This is a genomic window from Serinicoccus shuyuelongi, from assembly GCF_045032955.1.
Lineage (GTDB): Bacteria > Actinomycetota > Actinomycetes > Actinomycetales > Dermatophilaceae > Ornithinicoccus.
In genome coordinates, this window is sequence record NZ_JBJFZU010000011.1 from 215,323 (window position 1) to 233,184 (window position 17,862).

The 17,862-nt window shown below is 72.3% G+C and carries 18 protein-coding genes; 6 read left to right on the top strand and 12 right to left on the bottom strand.

Features of this window, described 5'->3' with window-relative positions; all coding sequences use genetic code 11:
- The first annotated feature begins 95 nt into the window (after window positions 1-95).
- Together ACI3EY_RS13830 and ACI3EY_RS13835 are read left to right on the top strand one after the other, a co-directional pair.
- Window positions 96-527: a pyridoxamine 5'-phosphate oxidase family protein gene (locus tag ACI3EY_RS13830; RefSeq protein ID WP_405040779.1), complete on the top strand. Its 432-nt coding sequence runs from the start codon at window positions 96-98 to the stop codon at window positions 525-527.
- An 86-nt stretch (window positions 528-613) separates the two neighbouring features.
- Window positions 614-1,885 (top strand): Nramp family divalent metal transporter, encoded by a 1,272-nt coding sequence (locus ACI3EY_RS13835; RefSeq protein ID WP_405040780.1) that lies wholly within the window; start codon window positions 614-616, stop codon window positions 1,883-1,885.
- A gap of 7 nt (window positions 1,886-1,892) precedes the next feature.
- Here the strand turns inward: ACI3EY_RS13835 and ACI3EY_RS13840 are convergent, their stop codons facing one another.
- Complete coding sequence (locus ACI3EY_RS13840) at window positions 1,893-2,801, bottom strand: sulfite exporter TauE/SafE family protein (protein WP_405040781.1); 909 nt, start codon at window positions 2,799-2,801, stop codon at window positions 1,893-1,895.
- A 123-nt stretch (window positions 2,802-2,924) separates the two neighbouring features.
- Here ACI3EY_RS13840 and ACI3EY_RS13845 point away from each other — a divergent pair, with 123 nt between their 5' ends.
- Complete coding sequence (locus tag ACI3EY_RS13845; protein ID WP_405036800.1) at window positions 2,925-3,422, top strand: RrF2 family transcriptional regulator; 498 nt, start codon at window positions 2,925-2,927, stop codon at window positions 3,420-3,422.
- 3 nt (window positions 3,423-3,425) lie between these two features.
- Here ACI3EY_RS13845 and acs read toward each other — a convergent pair whose 3' ends face one another.
- The 5 genes from acs to ACI3EY_RS13870 all read right to left on the bottom strand — a co-directional run bounded on the left by acs (window position 3,426) and on the right by ACI3EY_RS13870 (window position 9,484).
- Window positions 3,426-5,399, bottom strand: coding sequence for an acetate--CoA ligase (gene acs / locus ACI3EY_RS13850; protein ID WP_405036801.1), 1,974 nt, complete (start codon window positions 5,397-5,399; stop codon window positions 3,426-3,428).
- 124 nt (window positions 5,400-5,523) lie between these two features.
- Window positions 5,524-7,041 (bottom strand): sodium/solute symporter, encoded by a 1,518-nt coding sequence (locus ACI3EY_RS13855; RefSeq protein WP_405040782.1) that lies wholly within the window; start codon window positions 7,039-7,041, stop codon window positions 5,524-5,526.
- Window positions 7,042-7,058: 17 nt separating this feature from the next.
- Window positions 7,059-7,490, bottom strand: coding sequence for a hypothetical protein (locus ACI3EY_RS13860; protein WP_405040783.1), 432 nt, complete (start codon window positions 7,488-7,490; stop codon window positions 7,059-7,061).
- Window positions 7,487-8,251: a LytR/AlgR family response regulator transcription factor gene (locus tag ACI3EY_RS13865; RefSeq protein ID WP_405036804.1), complete on the bottom strand. Its 765-nt coding sequence runs from the start codon at window positions 8,249-8,251 to the stop codon at window positions 7,487-7,489. Before ACI3EY_RS13865 ends, ACI3EY_RS13860 begins: the two co-directional genes overlap by 4 nt.
- Window positions 8,252-8,272: 21 nt before the next feature.
- A complete protein-coding gene (locus ACI3EY_RS13870) occupies window positions 8,273-9,484 on the bottom strand; it encodes a histidine kinase (protein ID WP_405036805.1) in 1,212 nt (403 codons plus the stop codon).
- A 162-nt stretch (window positions 9,485-9,646) separates the two neighbouring features.
- Here ACI3EY_RS13870 and ACI3EY_RS13875 point away from each other — a divergent pair, with 162 nt between their 5' ends.
- Entirely contained in the window at window positions 9,647-10,426 is a 780-nt protein-coding gene (locus tag ACI3EY_RS13875) for a SurA N-terminal domain-containing protein (RefSeq protein ID WP_405036806.1), read from the top strand.
- 109 nt (window positions 10,427-10,535) lie between these two features.
- Here the strand turns inward: ACI3EY_RS13875 and ACI3EY_RS13880 are convergent, their stop codons facing one another.
- Window positions 10,536-12,152, bottom strand: coding sequence for an MDR family MFS transporter (locus ACI3EY_RS13880; RefSeq protein ID WP_405040784.1), 1,617 nt, complete (start codon window positions 12,150-12,152; stop codon window positions 10,536-10,538).
- Window positions 12,153-12,208: 56 nt separating this feature from the next.
- Window positions 12,209-12,637 carry a MarR family winged helix-turn-helix transcriptional regulator gene (locus tag ACI3EY_RS13885; protein ID WP_405036808.1) on the bottom strand — a complete coding sequence of 143 codons (429 nt, stop codon included), beginning with the start codon at window positions 12,635-12,637 and terminating at the stop codon, window positions 12,209-12,211.
- Between the two features lie 117 nt (window positions 12,638-12,754).
- Here ACI3EY_RS13885 and ACI3EY_RS13890 point away from each other — a divergent pair, with 117 nt between their 5' ends.
- The gene (locus tag ACI3EY_RS13890) at window positions 12,755-13,786 is read left to right on the top strand and encodes a sigma-70 family RNA polymerase sigma factor (RefSeq protein ID WP_405040785.1); all 1,032 of its coding nucleotides are present in this window, start codon (window positions 12,755-12,757) and stop codon (window positions 13,784-13,786) included.
- A gap of 266 nt (window positions 13,787-14,052) precedes the next feature.
- Here ACI3EY_RS13890 and ACI3EY_RS13895 read toward each other — a convergent pair whose 3' ends face one another.
- Genes ACI3EY_RS13895 through ACI3EY_RS13905 form a run of 3 tightly spaced genes read right to left on the bottom strand, consistent with a single transcriptional unit; the run spans window position 14,053 to window position 14,895 of the window.
- Window positions 14,053-14,475 carry a DUF5701 family protein gene (locus ACI3EY_RS13895; protein WP_405040786.1) on the bottom strand — a complete coding sequence of 141 codons (423 nt, stop codon included), beginning with the start codon at window positions 14,473-14,475 and terminating at the stop codon, window positions 14,053-14,055.
- Window positions 14,460-14,657, bottom strand: a complete 198-nt coding sequence (locus tag ACI3EY_RS13900) for a hypothetical protein (protein WP_405040787.1) — start codon at window positions 14,655-14,657, stop codon at window positions 14,460-14,462. Before ACI3EY_RS13900 ends, ACI3EY_RS13895 begins: the two co-directional genes overlap by 16 nt.
- 19 nt (window positions 14,658-14,676) lie before the next feature.
- Window positions 14,677-14,895, bottom strand: a complete 219-nt coding sequence (locus tag ACI3EY_RS13905; protein ID WP_405040788.1) for a hypothetical protein — start codon at window positions 14,893-14,895, stop codon at window positions 14,677-14,679.
- A 133-nt stretch (window positions 14,896-15,028) separates the two neighbouring features.
- On the opposite strand from ACI3EY_RS13905, the gene ACI3EY_RS13910 reads away from it, so the two are divergent.
- Window positions 15,029-16,033, top strand: coding sequence for an aldo/keto reductase family protein (locus tag ACI3EY_RS13910; protein WP_405040789.1), 1,005 nt, complete (start codon window positions 15,029-15,031; stop codon window positions 16,031-16,033).
- A gap of 150 nt (window positions 16,034-16,183) precedes the next feature.
- Here ACI3EY_RS13910 and ACI3EY_RS13915 read toward each other — a convergent pair whose 3' ends face one another.
- Window positions 16,184-17,662, bottom strand: a complete 1,479-nt coding sequence (locus ACI3EY_RS13915) for a hypothetical protein (protein ID WP_405040790.1) — start codon at window positions 17,660-17,662, stop codon at window positions 16,184-16,186.
- Between the last annotated feature and the right edge of the window lie 200 nt (window positions 17,663-17,862).

The window sequence follows — 17,862 nt, forward strand, 5'->3', positions numbered from 1 at the left end:
CAGTCTAGGACCTCCCTCGGCCCGCACAACCGGGACACGCATGTACGACAATTAGTAGTAGAATCTGTGGTACGGACCCATCCCAGGAGGTCGCCATGAGCGAGCCGATGCAGATCCTCTCCACCGACGACTGCTGGCAGCGGCTGCGGGACCACGAGTTCGGCCGTCTCGCCTACCACCTCACCGACGAGGTGCACATCGTGCCGGTGAACTACGCCTCGGACGGCTCCCGGATCCTGCTGCGCACCATCGAGGGGTCCAAGCTGCTGGGGGTCGTGATGCACGGGGACGTCGCCTTCGAGATCGACGAGGTCGACGACGACAGCGAGACCGCCTGGAGCGTGATCGGTCGCGGACGGGCGCGCATCCTGGAGGGACGCGCTGCCGTGGACGCCGACAACCTCCGGCTCCGCCCCTGGCTGGGGGACGAGCGGCACGTGGTGGTCGAGATCGCGCTCACCGAGGTCAGCGGCCGGCAGTTCCGGCTGTCCAGACCCTGGCGACAGCTGCTCCCCGAGCAGCACTGAGCACCCGGGCCGACCGGCCCGGCATCGCCCTGAGCGGGAGCGCCACCTCCCGCACACCCGCCGTGCCCTGTGGTAGGACACCCCTCATGTCTTCGTCACCGAGCACCACCACCGAACCCGACCGGCAAGGCTGGACCCTCGTCGGGCCCGGCCTCATCGTCGCCGCCACCGGGGTCGGTGCCGCGGACCTCGTCGCCACCGTCATCGCCGGCCAGAAGTACGGCTACGCGCTGCTGTGGGCCGTCGTCGTCGGCTGCCTGATGAAAGTGGTCCTGGTGGAGGGCGCCGGGCGCTACACGCTGGCCACCGGACGGACCATCTACGAGGGATGGGCCACCCTGGGGAAGTGGACGACCTGGTACTTCGCCCCGTACATCGTCATCTGGGGCTTCGTCTACGGCGCGGCGGCGATGGCCGGCACCGGACTCCCCCTGCACAGCCTCTTCCCCGGCCTGTCGGTGACCGTCTGGGGCATCATCTCCGGCCTCATCGGTCTGGCGCTGGTGTGGTTCGGCCACTACTCCCTCTTCGAGAAGGTCTGCGCGGCGCTGGTCGGGATCATGTTCGTGACGATGGTGATCGCGGCGGCCCTCACCCTGCCGAACATCCCCGAGCTGCTCTCCGGGCTGGCGCCCTCGATCCCCGAGGGCGGCCTGGTCAACGTGCTGTCCGTGGCGGGCGGTGTCGGCGGCACCATCACCCTGGCCGCCTACGGCTACTGGATCCGGGAGAAGGGCTGGACCACCCCCGGGCACATGCGCGTGATGCGCCTGGACAACGGCGTCGCCTACACGGTCACCGGCATCTTCGTCATCGCCACCCTCATCGTCGGCGCCGAGCTGCTCTACTCCGCCGGCATCGCGGTGCAGACCGGCGACCAGGGCCTGCTCGACCTCTCGGACGTCCTGCAGGAGCGGTACGGCGACTGGGCCGGCACGATCTTCCTCGTCGGCTTCTGGTCGGCGGCCATGTCCTCGCTGGTCGGCGTGTGGAACGGCGTCTCGATGATGTTCGCCGACTTCGTCGGGCACGCGCGCAAGCTGCCGGCCGACCACCCCAGCACCCGGCTCGGCGGCACCTGGTACAAGGCGTACATCCTGTGGCTGACGTTCCCGCCGATGATCATGCTCTTCTTCGGGCAGCCGGTCTGGCTGATCCTGGCCTACGGCGTGCTGGGGGCCTTCTTCATGCCGTTCCTGGCGGTGACCCTGCTGTGGATCCTGAACACCTCGCGGACCCCCGAGCAGTGGCGCAACGGCCCGGTGGTGAACGTCCTGATGGGCATCTGCGCGGCGCTCTTCGCCTGGCTCGCCGCCACCCAGCTGCAGGGGAGCATCGAGCGGATCCTCGGGGGCTGAGCCCGGCTCATCCGGGCGGTGCGACCCGCTCGGGCTCGGGCGCAGCTGCCCGGCGCTCCTTCTGGTGCGCCGTGACGGCATACGTCACCGCCCCGACCCAGACCGCCACCAGCACGCTGTAGACCACGGTGCGGGTCAGCTCGCCGGCGCCCACCATGTCGCTGGTCAGCAGGGTGCGCGAGTTGGTGAGGACGATGAGCCCACCCACCGCGACGCCGAGGATCCGGGCCGGCACGATGCGCACCAGATAGGCGGCGACCGGGGCCGCGATGACGCCGCCGACCAGCAGCGCCAGCACCCACGAGGGGTTGATGCCCTGGCTGCCCAGGGCCAGCAGGAAGCCACCGCTGGCGGCGATCGCCACCAGGAACTCGGAGGCGTCGATCGACCCGACGACCTTGCGCGGCTCCATCCGGCCGCTGGCCAGCAGCGCCGGGGTGCCGACCGGACCCCAACCACCCCCGCCGCTGGCGTCGAGGAAGCCCGCGAAGAGGCCCAGCGGGGCGAGGAAACGCTTGCGCAGGGGCTGGCCGAGCCGTTCGGTGCGCACCCCGGAGCGGGTGAACCGGACGAGCAGGTAGACGCCCAGCACGAGCAGGATGGTGCTGGTCAGCGGGCGGGCGACGTCGGTCTCCAGATTGCTCAGCACGGTGGCGCCGGCGAAGGCCCCGACGGCACCGGGGACCCCGACCCGCAGCACCACCCGCCAGTCGACGTTGCCGAACTTCCAGTGGGACACCCCCGAGGCCAGGGTGGTGCCGATCTCGGCCAGGTGGACGGTCGCCGAGGCGGCCGCGGGGTTGGTGCCGAGCACCAGGAGCAGGGTCGTCGTGGTGACGCCGTAGGCCATGCCCAGGCCGCCGTCCACGAGCTGGGCGGCCAGGCCGACGAGGCCGAGCAGGATGAGCTGACGCATGAGGGGAACTCCGCACGGGACCGGGTCGGGCAGCCGATCCGCCCGATATCCTGTTTATCCTGCCTTCTTAGTATGCTTTTGGTCAAGCGACCGTGCCGCAGCGCGGTGCGTCACACTGGGCGGATGGACATCACGGCGCGGTCGGAGTATGCCGTCCGCACCATGCTGACGCTGGCGGCCAGCTCCACCGTGGTCGAGGGGCGGACCGGCAGCTACGTCGACCCGCGCGGCGAGCCGGTCTCCGTCGAGAGCCTCGCCCAGGCCCAGGACCTGCCCCGCAAGTTCCTCGAGGCCATCGTCGCCGACCTGCGCAAGGCCGGGCTGATCACCTCCCGGCGCGGCGCCCGCGGCGGCTACCTGCTGGCCCGGCCCGAGGCCGAGATCCGGGTGGGCGACATCATCCGGGCGGTGGACGGCCCGCTGGCCGAGGTCCGCGGGCTCCGCCCGCACGACACCACCTACACCGGCGAGGCGCAGCACCTGCCGACCCTGTGGGTCGCCACCCGCGCGGCGCTGCGCCAGGTCCTGGACGGCACGACGCTGGCGCAGCTGCGCGCGGGGAACTGGCCCGCCGCGGTGTCCGAGCTGCTGCGGCAGCCGGACGCCTGGGAGAGCCGCTGACGCTCAGCCGTCGTCCATCCCCTTGCTGATGAGGTCCATCACCGAGGAGTCGGCGAGGGTGGTGACGTCCCCGACCTCGCGGTGCTCGGCGACGTCCTTGAGCAGGCGACGCATGATCTTGCCGGACCGCGTCTTGGGCAGCTCGGCGACCACCATGATCTGACGGGGCTTGGCGATGGCGCCGATCTCCTTGGCCACGTGCTGGCGCAGCTCGGCGACGAGATCGCCGCCCTCACCCTGCTCGTCCGCCTCCGCGACGGCCTCCTGGCGCAGGATGACGAACGCGCAGATCGCCTGGCCGGTGGTCTCGTCTGCCGCCCCGACGACCGCGGCCTCCGCGACCTTGGGGTGGCTGACCAGCGCCGACTCGATCTCGGCGGTCGAGAGCCGGTGGCCGGAGACGTTCATCACGTCGTCCACCCGGCCCAGCACCCAGATGTTGCCGTCCTCGTCCAGCTTGGCACCGTCCCCGGCGAAGTAGAGGTTCTCGAACCGGCTCCAGTAGGTCTCCCGGTAGCGCTCCGGGTCCCCCCAGATGCCGCGCAGCATCGAGGGCCACGGCTCGGTGAGGACCAGGTAGCCGCCGCCGCCCTTGGCCACCGGCTGGCCGGTGTCGTCCACCACCGCGGCGCTGATCCCCGGGATCGGGTGCTGGGCCGAACCGGGACGCGTCGGGGTGACGCCCGGGACCGGGGAGATCATGATGGCGCCGGTCTCGGTCTGCCACCAGGTGTCGACGATCGGGCAGCTGCCCCCACCGATGTGCTCCCGGTACCACATCCACGCCTCGGGGTTGATCGGCTCACCCACCGAGCCGAGCAGCTTCAGGCTGGACAGGTCGTACTTCTCCGGGATCTCCTTGCCCCACTTCATGAAGGTCCGGATCGCGGTCGGGGCGGTGTAGAGGATCGAGACCTTCTTGTCCTGCACGATCTCCCAGAACCGGCCCTGGTGCGGGGTGTCGGGGGTGCCCTCGTACATCACCTGGGTGGCACCCAGGGCCATCGGCCCGTAGACGATGTAGGAGTGCCCGGTCACCCAGCCGATGTCGGCGGTGCACCAGTAGACGTCCTTCTCGGGGTGGATGTCGTGCACGATGTGCGAGGTGTAGGCCGTCTGCAGCAGGTAGCCACCGGTGGCGTGGAAGATGCCCTTGGGCTTCCCGGTCGTCCCCGAGGTGTAGAGGATGAACAGCGGGTGCTCGGCGTCGAAGGACTGCGCCTCGTGCGTCGCGTCGGCGGACTCCAGGGCCTCGTGCCACCACACGTCGCGGTCGCCGTCCCACTCCACGTCCTGGCCGGTGCGGCGGACGACGAGCACCTTCTCGACCGGGTGGTCGCCGCTGTCCAGGGCACCGTCGACGACCGACTTGAGCCCGGAGGGCTTGCCCCGGCGGTAGCCGCCGTCGGCGGTGATGACGACCTTCGAGCCGGCGTCGGCGATCCGGCTGCGCAGGGCGTCCGAGGAGAATCCGCCGAAGACCACCGAGTGCGGCGCGCCCAGGCGGGCACAGGCCAGCATCGCGACGGCTGCCTCGGGGACCATGGGCAGGTAGATGGCGACCGTGTCACCCTCCCCGACACCGAGGTCGGCGAGCGCGTTCGCGGCCCGCTGCACCTGCTGGTGCAGCTCGGCATACGTGATGTCGCGGGTGTCGTCCGCCGGCTCGCCCACCCAGTGGATGGCGACCCGGTCACCGTGACCGGCCTCGACGTGCCGGTCGACGGCGTTGACGCAGGCGTTCAGACGGCCACCGACGAACCACTTCGCGAAGGGCGCCTGCGACCAGTCGAGCACCTGGTCGAAGTCGGTGTCCCACTGCAGGTACTTCCTGGCCTGGTCGGCCCAGAAGCCCTCGCGGTCGGCCTCGGCCTGCTCGAAGAGCTCGGCCGTGGCGTTCGCCTGGGCCACGAACTCCTCGCCGGGGGCGAAGGTCCGCTCCTCGTGCAGCAGGTTGGACAGTCCCTCGTTGGACATCGTTGCTCCTCGCTCGGGGGTCGTCCCACCGAGTATGCCGTGCCCCCGGCGACCTCGCAGGGGCGGGTGCGACGGGCGGTCGGGGACTGCGGCGAGCGGTCGGGAGCAGGCGACGAGCGGCCGTTCACCGGTGCCCGGTCAGGTCCTCCGGGGTGTGCAGCCGCACCAGGGTGCGCCCCGCCGACCGCGGTATGCCGTGCGGCGTGCGCAGCGACACCGCCACCATCACCAGGCAGACCGACGGGACGATCCAGGCCGCCGGCTGGGCCAGCAGGGCGGCGGGCCACCCCGCGTCGCCGTCGGTCAGCACCGTGACCCCGACCGCGCCGATGGCCAGCACGGCGCCGGTGACCAGCCCGGCCGCGGCCCCCTGCACGGACAGCCGCGGCCACCAGACACCCAGCGCCAGCAGCGGGAAGAAGGTGGAGGCGGCGACCACGAAGGCGAGCGTGACGAAGGCCGCCAGCGGCACCTCGGGGAACACCCCGACCAGGGCGTAGGGCACGACCACCGAGATCACCGCCGCCATCCGGAAGCCGGCGACCTCGGAGTGGTCGCCGTGCGAGGCGCGGGCCAGCAACGGGCGCACCACGTCCTGGTTGAGCACCCCGGTGACGGCGAGGGAGAGCCCGGAGGAGGTGGACAGGAAGGCCGCGAAGGCGCCGCCGGCCAGGGCCGCGACCAGCACCTCGGCACCCAGCCCCGGGACCACCTCGGCGGGCAGCCGGAGCACCACCGTGTCCGGACGCACCCCACCCTCCAGGGTCGGCAGGTAGGCCCGCCCCAGCACCGCGTAGACGACGGTGACCACGTAGAAGACGGCCAGCAGCGAGAGCACCCGGACGGTCGTGTGCCGGGCCGCGGCGCCGTCCGGGTTCGTGTAGTAGCGGACCACCACGTGCGGCAGCCCGGTGGTCCCCAGCGCCAGGGCCAGCACCAGCGACATCGTCCGGTACAGCTCGTAGGTGTCCTCCCGGTGCGGGGTGGCCGGGAACAGCCAGGCGTCCGGGACCTGCAGCCCGGGCCCCTGGGTGCTCCACCAGACACCGACCAGCACCCCGGCCGGGATCGCCAGCGCGGACAGCTTCACCCAGTACTGCACCGCCTGCACCAGCGTGATCGAGCGCATACCCCCGGCCGCCACGGAGAGCACCACCACGACCAGCACCACCAGCGGCCCGAGCCACAGCGGTGCCCCCGCCACCAGCCGCAGCGTGAACCCCGCCCCCTGGAACTGCGGGATCAGGTAGAGCCACCCGATGAAGACGACCAGCACCGAGCACAGGTGGCGCACGAACCGCGACTCCAGCCGTGCCTCGGCGAAGTCCGGCAGGGTGTATGCCCCGGAGCGCCGCAACGGGGCCGCGACCAGCACCAGCAGCACCAGGTAGCCGACGGTGTAGCCGATCGGGTACCAGAGCGCCTCGACGCCCTGGTCGTAGATGAGGCCGGCAACCCCCAGGAAGCTGGCTGCGGACAGGTACTCCCCGCCGATCGCGGCGGCGTTGCGGGCCGGCGACACGGCCCGGCCCGCGACGTAGAAGTCGCTGGTGCGCCGGGACAGGCGCAGCACGAACACGCTGAGCGCGACGGTGATGGCGCAGACCAGCAGCACCGCGCCACCGGCCAGGGTGGGGGTCACGACGAGGGGCCCACGGCTCAGCGCTCCCGGGCTGCGGCGGAGAGCCGGGACTCCAGGCGGGTGGCCCTCCCGGTGTACCGGAGGGCCAGCAGCACCATCACCGGGTAGAGCCCCACGGCGAGCAGCGGCCAGGCCAGCGGCACCCCCGCCCAGGAGGCCTCCCGGACGGCCGGGACGAAGGCATACAGCAGGGGCAGCCCGCCGAGCACCAGGACCAGGACGCCGAGCACCTCCAGCGCCAGCCGGAGCTGGGCCCGCAGCAGGCCGCGCAGGTAGAGCTCGCCGGCGCCGGTCTGCTGCACCAGCGAGTCCGCCAGCGGGCGGGGGCGGGCGGTCGTCGCGCCCCGCCGGGAGGAGGTGACCCGGACCCGCCCACCTGGTGCGCCGCGAGCACCTGGTGCGCCGGGTGAGTCGGCGGCGGGACCGCGAGGAGGGTCGGCGAGGCTCACCGGCCGGCCGCCAGCACCCGCTCGCGCACCGGGCGGACGTGCCGGCGGGCGACGGCGAGCTCCGGACCGTCCGGCGCCAGCACCAGGCTCAGCCGGCCCTGGCCGTGCCGGACCTGCCCGACGTGGGCGAGGTTGACCAGGGTCGAGCGGTGGATACGGACGAAGCCGGCGTCCGACCAGCGCTCCTCCAGCGTGCTCAGCGGCACCCGCAGCAGGTGCGAGGCGGAGCCGGTGAACAACCGCACGTAGTCGCCCTGCGCCCGCACGTACCGGATCGAGGAGCGGCGGATGAACCGGGTGACGCCGCCCAGCTCCACCGCGATGCGCTCGTCCTCGCCGTCCCCGGCCGCGGCCACCGACGGGGGGACCGCCTCCCCCGGCTCGGCCGGGGCGACACGGGCGGCGAGCGCCGCCGCCAGCCGGTCCACCGCGAGCCCCAGGCGGGCCGGCGAGACCGGCTTCATCACGTAGTCCACCGCCTGGATCGCGAAGGCGTCCACGGCGTGCTGCTCGTGGGCGGTGACGAAGACCACCAGCGGGGGGCGGGCGAAGCGGGCGACGACCCGGGCCAGCTGCATACCGTCCAGGCCGGGCATCGAGATGTCCACGAAGACCGCCTCCAGGGCGTCGGACTCGAGGATCCGGAGCGCGTCGGTGGCCGACCCGGCGCCGAGCACCGCCCGGAACCGCCCGTCCTGCTCCAGCAGGTAGGTCAGCTCGGAGAGGGCCGGCGGTTCGTCGTCGACGACGAGCGCGCGCATGAGCACATGGTAGGGGCGGGATCAGTCGCCGACGTGCACACCGGGCGCGTACTTCGGCACCCGGAAGGTGACCTTGGTGCCCAGCCCCGGAGCGGTCTCCACGACCAGGCCGTGGTCGTCCCCGTAGACCTGGCGCAGCCGGGCGTCGACGTTGCCCAGACCGACCGGGTCGTTCTCTCCTCCTCCGGCCCCGAGGTCACCGTCCAGGGCGCGCCGCACCAGCTCGGGGTCCGACCCGACACCGTCGTCCTCGATCGCGATCTCGGCCAGGTCCCCCAGGTCGGTGGCGGTGATGGTGATGGTGCCGACGCCCTCCTTGTTGGCCAGCCCGTGCCGCACCGCGTTCTCGACCAGCGGCTGGACGGCGAGGTAGGGCACCGCCACCGGCAGCACCTCGGGCGCCACCAGCAGGTTGACCCGCAGCCGGTCGCCGAAGCGGGCCTGCTCCAGCACCAGGTAGCGCTCGATGTTGCGCAGCTCGTCGGCGAGGGTGGTGTACGCGCCGCCCCGGCGCAGGGCATACCGGGTGAAGTCGGCGAACTCCAGCAGCAGCTCGCGGGCGCGGTCCGGGTCGGTGCGGACGAAGGAGGCGATCGCGCCGAGCGAGTTGTAGATGAAGTGCGGGCTGATCTGCGCCCGCAGGCTGCGCAGCTCCGCCTCCATCGTCCGGGTGCGCTCCCGGTCCAGCTCGCCGAGCTCCAGCTGGCCGCTCACCCAGGTGGCGACCTGCTCCGCCGCGCGCGCCAGTCCGGCCGAGGGGCGCGGGGAGTATGCCGCGAGCGCGCCGATCACCCGGTCGTCCACCACGAGCGGGGCCACCACCCCGGCCCGGACCAGGCACTCGGGGGCGGGGCAGGCCAGGTCGGCGCGGGACAGCACGACCACATCGCCCCCCTCGAGCACCCGGCGGGCATGCTCGAGGAGCTGCGGCCCGTGGTGCTCGCCGTGCCCTGCCCAGGCCAGCAGGCTCTGGCTGTCGCAGAGGCCGAGAGCGCTGCCCCCCAGCATCTGGCGCAGGTGCCGGGCCGCCCGACCGGCGTTGTCCTCGGTGAAGCCCGCCCGCAGGAAGCGTCCCGCCTGGGCCCCGGAGCGCAGGGTCTCGTAGGTGATCCGGTCCGACTCCGACAGGAAGCCACGCGCGGCCCGGCGCCGGCGCCACCACCACCCCACGTGCAGCAGCGCCACCACGAGGAGGACGACCAGGGCTGTCGGGAGGTGCAGGTCACCGGGCATGTCAGGACCCTAGTGCCGGCCGGGATGCCCGACCCGGGCCCGGACCTGGGTGGAGTCTGGACGTCGGCAGGGTGTCGTGACCACCGGGGCGTGCTACGTTCCACCGCTTCCGCACACACCCGACGCGTCTGGAGTTTGACGATGTCCACCAGGAAGTGGCTCGTGGTAGCGAGCATGACCGCCGCGCTGACCGGCGTCGCCGGTTGCAGCACCGGCACCTCCGACGAGGCCGGCAGCTCGTCCGCGCCGGACGACGCGGCCGTCAGCAGCGACGCCGGTGCCGGCGAGGAGGGCGGGACGGCCGGCGGGGCGGACCTCTCCGACGTGCCCGACCCGGTGGCCGAGGTCAACGGCCAGGAGATCACCAAGGACGAGTTCACCCAGGCCTTCGAGGCCCAGGCGGCCCAGGCCCAGATGGGCGGGCAGCCGGTCGACCAGGAGCAGCTGTCGACCGCCACCCTGGACACCCTGGTGGATGGCACGCTGCTGGAGCAGGCGGCTGAGGAGGGCGGCCACGAGGCCAGCGAGGACGAGGTCGACACCCTGCTCGAGGAGCTGGCGACCAGCAACGGCCTCGGCTCCACCGACGAGTTCATCTCGGCGCTGGACGCCCAGGGGATGGACGAGGAGACCGTCCGCGAGGAGGTCGGCCTGCAGGTCTCGATCGAGAAGCTGATCGCCGAGGAGGCCGACGTCGAGGAGCCCACCGACGAGGAGGTCCGCGCCTACTACGACGAGATCGTCGCGCAGCAGGAGGCGGCCGCCCCCGAGGGTGAGGACGGCGCGGCGGCGACCGGCAGCCCGGAGCAGCCCGCGATCCCCGCCTTCGAGGAGGTCGAGGAGCAGATCGCCCAGCAGCTGCAGTCGGAGAACGAGAACGCGGCCGCGAACGCGCTGGTGGAGCAGCTGCGCGAGGACGCGGAGATCGTCAGCAACCTGTAGCCGGTCAGCCCCCACCGGCAGCGGCGACCCCCTGCCGCACCGGCTCTCTCCTCGCACACCGCACCCCGCACCCCGGTCTGGCCGGGGGCGGGGTGCGGTGCGGTGGGGGTCAGTCGTCCTCGGGGTCCTCGAGGGTCTCCCGCAGCGGCACGTGCTTGATCATCGCCGTCGCGACGAACACCACGGCCAGGATGGGCAGCCCCACCATGAAGGCGTCGTGCAGACGCTCGGCCAGGCCCTCGCGCAGGGCCTGCTCCACCACCGGGGACAGCCCGACCATGGCCGAGGGGTCGAGCACCGATCCCACGTCCAGGCCCTCCGCCTGCTGGCTCGCCTGGTCCCGCATCGACGCGGGCAGGTGCGAGGCGATCGCGGCGCCCAGGCCGGCGGTCATCACCGAGCCGTAGATCGCGATCCCCACCGTGGAGCCGATGTTGCGGCTGAACTGGCTGGTCGAGGTGGCGACCCCCAGGTCGCGGCGCCGCACGACGTTCTGGATGACCAGCGTGTACTGCTGCATCGCCATCCCGAGGCCCACCCCGACCACGACCATCGCGGCGAAGAGCTGGGTCGGGGTGCCGTCGGCGTCGATCCGGGTGATCAGCCACACGCCGACGGCGAGCAGCACCACGCCGGTCAGCATGAACGGCTTGTAGTGGCCGGTCTTGGTCACCAGCAACCCGGTGACGATGCCCATCACGATCAGCCCGAGCATCATCGGCATCAGGATCAGGCCGGACTCGGTGGCCCCCACCCCGAGGACGCCCTGGGCGAAGACGGGGATGTAGATGATCGAGCCGAACATCACCATCGCCAGCCCGAGCGAGGCGATGTTGGACCAGGTGAACACGCTGTTGCGGAACAGGCGCAGCGGCAGCAGCGGCTCCTCGGCGCGCAGCTCCACCGCGACGAAGGCGGCGAGGACGACCGCTCCGAAGGCATACAGGCCCAGGATCGGCGCCGAGGACCACGGGTAGGTGGTGCCTCCCCAGCTGGTGGCGAGCAGGATGGACACCATCGAGACGGTCAGCGTCACGATGCCGGCGACGTCGATCCGGGCCTTGCGCTGCTGGTGCGGCAGGTGCATGAACCGGGTGATGAACCACAGCACGACCAGACCGATGGGCAGCGCCGCGAAGAAGAGCCAGCGCCAGCCGGCGTTGTCGGTGACCACCCCGCCGACCAGCGGGCCGGCGACCGAGGTGACCCCGAAGACGGCGCCCATCAGGCCCTGGTACTTCCCGCGGGCGCGCGGCGGGATGATGTCGCCGATGATCGTCTGGGACAACGGCATCAGGGTGCCCATCCCGGCGCCCTGGATCGCCCGCCCCGCCACCAGCACCCAGAAGTTGGGGGCCAGGCCGGCCAGGACCGAGCCGGCCATGAAGAGGACCAGCCCGCCGACGTAGAAGGTCTTGCGTCCGTAGAGGTCGGACAGCTTGCCGACGACCGGGACGGTGACCGCCGAGGTGAGGAAGGCGGCGGTGGCGACCCAGGAGTAGTGCTGCATCCCGCCGAGGTCGGCGACGATCTGCGGCATCGCCGGCCCGACGATGGTCTGGCTGATGGACGCCACGAACATGCCGAGCATGAGGCCGATGAAGACCCGTCGGTCGGCGGCGCTCATCCGGTAGGCGAGCGGGGCGGCCGTCTCGGTCGAGGCGGGCTGACCGGTGTCGCGGGTGCTGCTGCTGGTGGTGCTGGGTGTCGATACCTCGGTGGTCACGGAGTTCCTTGTCAGGGTCGGGCAGGGTGAGCGATGGGGGCGGGTCCGGCGCGGCGTCAGCCGGGGGACCGCGGCCGGGGAGCGGCCTCGAGCGAGTCGGCGAGCCGGCCGAGGAGCCGGGCCAGCTCCTCCTGCTCCTCCGGCGGCCAGTCGGCCAACGCGTCGGTGACGGACCCGACCCGGCGTCGACGCTCGGTCCGCAGGGCGTCCTCGCCGGCGTCGGTCAGGCTGAGCACCTGCGCCCGGCGGTCGTCGGGGTCGGGGCTGCGGCGGATGAACCCGCGCTCCTCGAGCGAGGCCAGGCGCCGACTCATCGTGGACGGGTCCAGCCCCTCGGCCGCCGCCAGGTCACGGGAGCGCGTGCACCCGGTGTCGGCGAGGCGCAGCAGGACACCGAAGTCGGACCTGCTCAGGCTGGCTTCGCGCTCGTGCAGGAAACGTCCCATGGCCTGGAAGGTCCGGGCCAGCTCCTCAGATAGTTGCATGATGCATGCATCCTACTCCTCGGTGGTGGAGGATGCACATCGAGGTCGGCTCCCCCCACCGGGGTGAGATCTGGGTGATCATGGAGGCGGATCCGTGACGCGACCGAGGAGGGGCCCATGAGCGCGCAGGTGGAGCAGGACGACCGGGTGGCCGGGGACCGCACGGACTTCGAGGTGCGGACCGCACCGCTGCGGGGTGAGCTGGTGGCGCACTGCTACCGGATGCTGGGCTCGGCCGGCGAGGCCGAGGACCTGGTCCAGGAGACCTACCTGCGGGCCTGGCGCAGCTACCACTCCTTCGAGGGCCGCTCCTCGCTGCGCACGTGGATGTACACGATCGCCACCAACTGCTGTCTGACCGCGCTGCGGCAGCAGGCCCGCCGCCCGTTGCCGAGCGGCCTAGGCCAGCCGCCGGGCAACCCGAGCGTCGCGGTCGTCGAGGACCGGGCGAGGGACTGGCTGGAGCCGCTGCCGGACCGACTCGTCTGGGGCGAGGCGGGTATGCCGGTCGACCCGGCCGAGCGCAGCGTCGCCACCGAGGGGGTCCAGCTGGCGTTCGTGGCCACCCTGCAGGAGCTGCCCCCGCTGCAGCGGGCGGTGCTGGTGCTGCGCGAGGTGCTGCAGCTCTCGGCCGCCGAGACGGCGAGCGCCCTGGGGACCACCGCGGCGGCGGTCAACTCGGCGCTGCAGCGGGCCCGGGCCACCGTGGGCGATGGGCTGGAGCGCTCCGGGCGCCGGGCGGGTGAGCTGACCCAGGCCGAGCACGAGATCTACGCGGCCTTCTGCGCCGCCTTCGAGCGCTACGACATCCCCGCGGTGGTCCGGGTGATGACGGAGCAGGCGACCTGGCAGATGCCGCCGTTCGACCGGTTCTACGTCGGCAGGGAGGACATCCGGACGCTGATCGGCACCCAGTGCCCGGCCGCGGCGCCGCAGGACCTGCGGATGGTGCCGACGACCTCGAACGGGCAGCCGGCCGCCGGCATGTACCTGCGCGGCGAGGACGGTGTCCACCGCGCCTTCCAGCTGTGCGTCGTCGACATCCGGGACGGCGCCATCACCGGGGTGGTCGGCTTCTTCGACCCGGACGCGTTCCGCCGTGCCGGGCTGCCGGTGGCGCTCGGGGAGGACCCTGCGCCGACGCCGTAGCCCCGCGTCGACCTCGCCCTGCACCACCCCTTGACACGACGTCAACTCAGCAGGACCATGCGAAGCAGCGACGGCGTTCCGTGACGCGTGCGCCCCGCTCATGGACGAGCCCACCCGAGCCCGCCCTCCACGTTCGTGACATCTGGAGGTTCGGAATGCGTCGATACAGCCTTGCCGTGGGAGCCAGCGTGCTGCGACCACCGGGACCTTCGGGAACGGCGCCCTGGTGACGTGCGACCTCGGTCGACGCCGCTGACCCCGGTGACTCAGGCGGTGCTGCGGCCGGCGACCGAGGCGATCCCCAGCCAGGTATGCCGGTTGCCGGCCCAGCACCAGCCGAGCTTCGGCGAGCCCCGTCGGCCCTTGCCGTCCCGCCCGGTGCCGTTGCTGATCCACAGCGCGGGGGTCCGTGCGTCGAGGCCGCGGCCCTTCGGCCGGCGCGACCCGGTGGTCATGAAGCAGTGGTTGCGCTCGATGACCTCCGGCTGCTGCAGCCCCCAGCAGACGCCCTCGGCGATGGTCATCAGGTCGCGACCTGCGGCCCGTAGCCGAGGGTCGACCTCGTCCGGGCTCTGGTTCGCGAACTCGTCGCCCCGCTGAGGGTCGAGGACGGCATACAGGTCGGTGTCCGGGAGGTCGACGCCGGGCGCCGGGGTGAAGTCGGCGAGGTCGGTCAGGTCCTCGACCACGAAGCCCGGGCGTCCCCGAGGAGGAGCAGTGGCACCAGGTCCGCCGTGGGCACCAGCCGGGGGTGGACCACGAGCAGGTCGCCGGTGAGGCCCTCGGGCAGGCCGGGCGGCCTCACCCCGATGGCGGTGAGGAGCGTGGCGAGGCGGGCGTGCTGGGTGGCGAGGGCGGGCAGCTGCGACATGGTCCTCCAGGGATCGGGCCTAGGCAACGCCCGGCCGCAGCGGCCCATTCCCCGTGCGGCGCGGCCGACGGGGGGCCAGTGCCGCCTGTCGCGGGGCGGTCTGCGAGGCGGCCCGGTCGGCGGGTCGGTCGGCGAGCTCGGCCTGACGCTCGAGCCACAGCGGGACCACGGCCAAGGTGGTCATCAGCACGAGGCCGAGGATGATGGCGGTGCCGGTCAGGAGCTGGGTGATGTCCATGTCGTCCACTGTGCTGCGACCCACCCGTGGGCGGCGTCCACCGGTGGTGTAGATGCCGGGACGGGCCGACTACGACCACGGGTGGACCCCCTGCGACGACGGGCTGTCAGGGGGCAGGCATACCGTGGCGGGTATGGAGTTTCGATACCTCGGCCGCAGCGGCCTCAAGATCAGCGAGATCACCTTCGGCAACTGGCTCACCCACGGGAGCCAGGTGGAGAACGACGTCGCCCACCAGTGCGTGCGTGCGGCGCTCGACAACGGCATCAGCACCTTCGACACCGCCGACGTGTATGCCAACACCGTCGCCGAGTCGGTGCTGGGCGAGGCGCTGAAGGGTGAGCGCCGGGAGAGCCTGGAGATCTTCACCAAGGTCTACTGGCCCACCGGACCGGGCGGCAAGAACGACACCGGCCTGTCGCGCAAGCACGTGATGGAGTCGATCGACGGCAGCCTGCGCCGGCTGCAGACCGACTACGTCGACCTCTACCAGGCGCACCGGTTCGACACCGAGACGCCGCTCGAGGAGACGATGCAGGCGTTCGCGGACATCGTCCGGGCAGGCAAGGCCCACTACATCGGGGTCAGCGAGTGGACCGCCGACCAGATCCGGGCCGGGCACGCCCTGGCCCAGGACATGGGCTTCCAGCTCATCTCCTCCCAGCCGCAGTACTCGATGCTCTGGCGCGTCATCGAGCCCGAGGTGGTGCCGGCCTGCGAGGAGCTCGGGATCTCCCAGATCGTCTGGAGCCCGATGGCGCAGGGCGTCCTGTCCGGCAAGTACCTGCCCGGCCAGCAGCCCACCGAGGGCCGCGCCGCCGACGAGTCGATGGGCAAGGGCATGCAGGGCTTCATGACGGACGAGGTGCTGACCGCGGTGCAGAACCTGAAGCCGCTGGCCGACGAGGCCGGCCTGACGATGCCGCAGCTCGCCGTCGCGTGGGTGCTGCAGAACCCGAACGTGGCCACCGCCCTGGTCGGGGCGTCCCGGCCCTCGCAGGTGGAGGACAACGTCAAGGCGGCCGGCGTGAAGCTGGACGCCGACCTGATGGCCAAGATCGACGAGGTGCTCGGCGACTCCCCCGAGACCGACGCGCGGATGACCGAGGAGAGGGCCCCGAAGACCCGGGTCGCCTGACCAGCAGTCCGATCAGGTCGAGAAGTTCGGTCTGTGCCCGGGCGCCCGTCATGGGCGCCCGGGCACACGCCTGCGCGGGATGCCGGACCCGGCTTCGGGCCGTGATGTGCCGTACGCGGATCCTCTCGGCGTGCGTGGAGGATGGTCCGTTCAGAACGGGGGCGGCTGGTCATCGTCGGTGCCCGGGCAGCCGGTGGGGTGCGGGCCCACAGGTGGAGGGGTGTTCTCCTCGGGGGTGGTGAGGTGGAGGATGTCGGCGGGGGTGGGGGTTTCTGGTGGTGGTCCGTGGCGTCGGGATCCGCTGGAGGTGGTGTGGGTGATGAAGAGCCAGCCGCCGAGGTGTCCGCCGTGCTCGGCGGAGCCGGGGTGGTCGTCGTCGTCGGTGAGCAGCGCGTGGGGTCCGCGGTGGGCCAGGGCCGCGTACAGGACGCGGGCCACGGTGTCTCTGCGGTGGTCGATGTCGGCCCGTTGTGAGGGGTGCTGTGCGGGATGGCCGTCAGGGGCGGGGTTCACCGGTGCGATGGTGTCCAGCGCCTGGCGCAGCCCGTCCTGGCCGACCACTTCCGGGCCGATCTGGCTGGGACCCGGGGGTGCTGAACCCGGCGCTGGGCGGGTGTGTTGTCGGTAGTCGTGGGAGCGGGTGGTGTGGACCTGTCCGAGCAGGGTGGTCCAGGTCAGGTCCCGCATCTGGTTGATGGTGGCGGTGGCCAGGTGCAGGGTCTTGGCCTGGTGCGCCCTCTTCGACAGCGCGACGAGGTTGCTCGTGCCGGTGACTCCGCCCTGGGTGCCCCAGGGTGTGACGTGGTCCAGCTCGCACCGGCCGGCAGGAGTTCGGGAGCCGGGCGCGCGGGAGAACACGTCAGCAGCGATGACGTGGGCGCGCATGTCCGCGTCCGGGCGGTATTGCTGCCGGGTCCGCTCGATCAGCCGCCCGTCCGCGGGATCGGTCAGCAACCGGTGCACCGTCGTGCCCGGGATCAGCGCGAGCTCGCGGACCTGGCCCGGGGACACGTACACCGGGCGGTCCCCGACCACCAACCCCACCCCAGCCCCAGCACCAGCCCCGACACCTTCGACGCCCTCGGCAGCCTGGCCGGCCGGTACTGCCCGTCCTGCCGACGCCGTTGGTGCCGCGGGGGCGCCGGTGAGGGTGTCCCAGGGCACGATGACCTGCAGATCGATCGGGGGCAGCGCGTGCAGCACCCGCGCCATCGACCCCAGGTCCGCCACCGCCAGCTCACCCTCACCGAACAGGTCCCCGCTCCCGTCGCCGGCTTCGCTGGTGGCTCCGGTGGTGGTGGCGTCGGGGTGGGGCAGGGCACCGTGGATGAGCAGGGCCGCGGCGACGTCGCAGTGCAGCTGGGGCAGGGTCCGCGGGTCGCCCTGGGTACGCAGCAACCGCGCCGCGCGATCGATGCGGGTATGCGCCGCGCACAACGAGACCAACGACCCGACCAGCGTCAACGCCGCACTCCCGTCATCGGCCACGACGAGCTCGGCGTGCCGCTGCTCATACGCCCGACGGCGCCGCTCCCGCTCAGCGATCACGTCCCGGCCCTCGGCCCGCACCGCCTCCCGCTCCAACGCCGCGACATAGTCACCCTCGCGCCACGGCCGCACCACCAGCACACCCTCACCATCCACCCGCTCCGGGACAGCCGTCGCCGGGTCAGCCCCGAACAACCCCTGCGCGACAGCCTCAGCCTACGCGACCGGCAACCGGGCGCACCGCCGCCAGAACGCCCGCGCCCGACCCCACCCGATCTCCCCACGATCCATCGCCCCCAACACCAGGGCCCGCACCCCCACCGGCGCGCACGCCAGGCCCA

What these genes read in the sequence shown, in the direction of transcription:
- ACI3EY_RS13830 (WP_405040779.1), top strand. Translation starts at nt 96, where the DNA reads ATGAGCGAGCCGATGCAGATCCTCTCCACCGACGACTGCTGGCAGCGG.
- ACI3EY_RS13835 (WP_405040780.1), top strand. Translation starts at nt 614, where the DNA reads ATGTCTTCGTCACCGAGCACCACCACCGAACCCGACCGGCAAGGCTGG.
- ACI3EY_RS13840 (WP_405040781.1), bottom strand. Translation starts at nt 2,801, where the DNA reads ATGCGTCAGCTCATCCTGCTCGGCCTCGTCGGCCTGGCCGCCCAGCTC.
- ACI3EY_RS13845 (WP_405036800.1), top strand. Translation starts at nt 2,925, where the DNA reads ATGGACATCACGGCGCGGTCGGAGTATGCCGTCCGCACCATGCTGACG.
- acs (WP_405036801.1), bottom strand. Translation starts at nt 5,399, where the DNA reads ATGTCCAACGAGGGACTGTCCAACCTGCTGCACGAGGAGCGGACCTTC.
- ACI3EY_RS13865 (WP_405036804.1), bottom strand. Translation starts at nt 8,251, where the DNA reads ATGCGCGCGCTCGTCGTCGACGACGAACCGCCGGCCCTCTCCGAGCTG.
- ACI3EY_RS13870 (WP_405036805.1), bottom strand. Translation starts at nt 9,484, where the DNA reads ATGCCCGGTGACCTGCACCTCCCGACAGCCCTGGTCGTCCTCCTCGTG.
- ACI3EY_RS13885 (WP_405036808.1), bottom strand. Translation starts at nt 12,637, where the DNA reads ATGCAACTATCTGAGGAGCTGGCCCGGACCTTCCAGGCCATGGGACGT.
- ACI3EY_RS13890 (WP_405040785.1), top strand. Translation starts at nt 12,755, where the DNA reads ATGAGCGCGCAGGTGGAGCAGGACGACCGGGTGGCCGGGGACCGCACG.
- ACI3EY_RS13900 (WP_405040787.1), bottom strand. Translation starts at nt 14,657, where the DNA reads ATGTCGCAGCTGCCCGCCCTCGCCACCCAGCACGCCCGCCTCGCCACG.
- ACI3EY_RS13905 (WP_405040788.1), bottom strand. Translation starts at nt 14,895, where the DNA reads ATGGACATCACCCAGCTCCTGACCGGCACCGCCATCATCCTCGGCCTC.
- ACI3EY_RS13910 (WP_405040789.1), top strand. Translation starts at nt 15,029, where the DNA reads ATGGAGTTTCGATACCTCGGCCGCAGCGGCCTCAAGATCAGCGAGATC.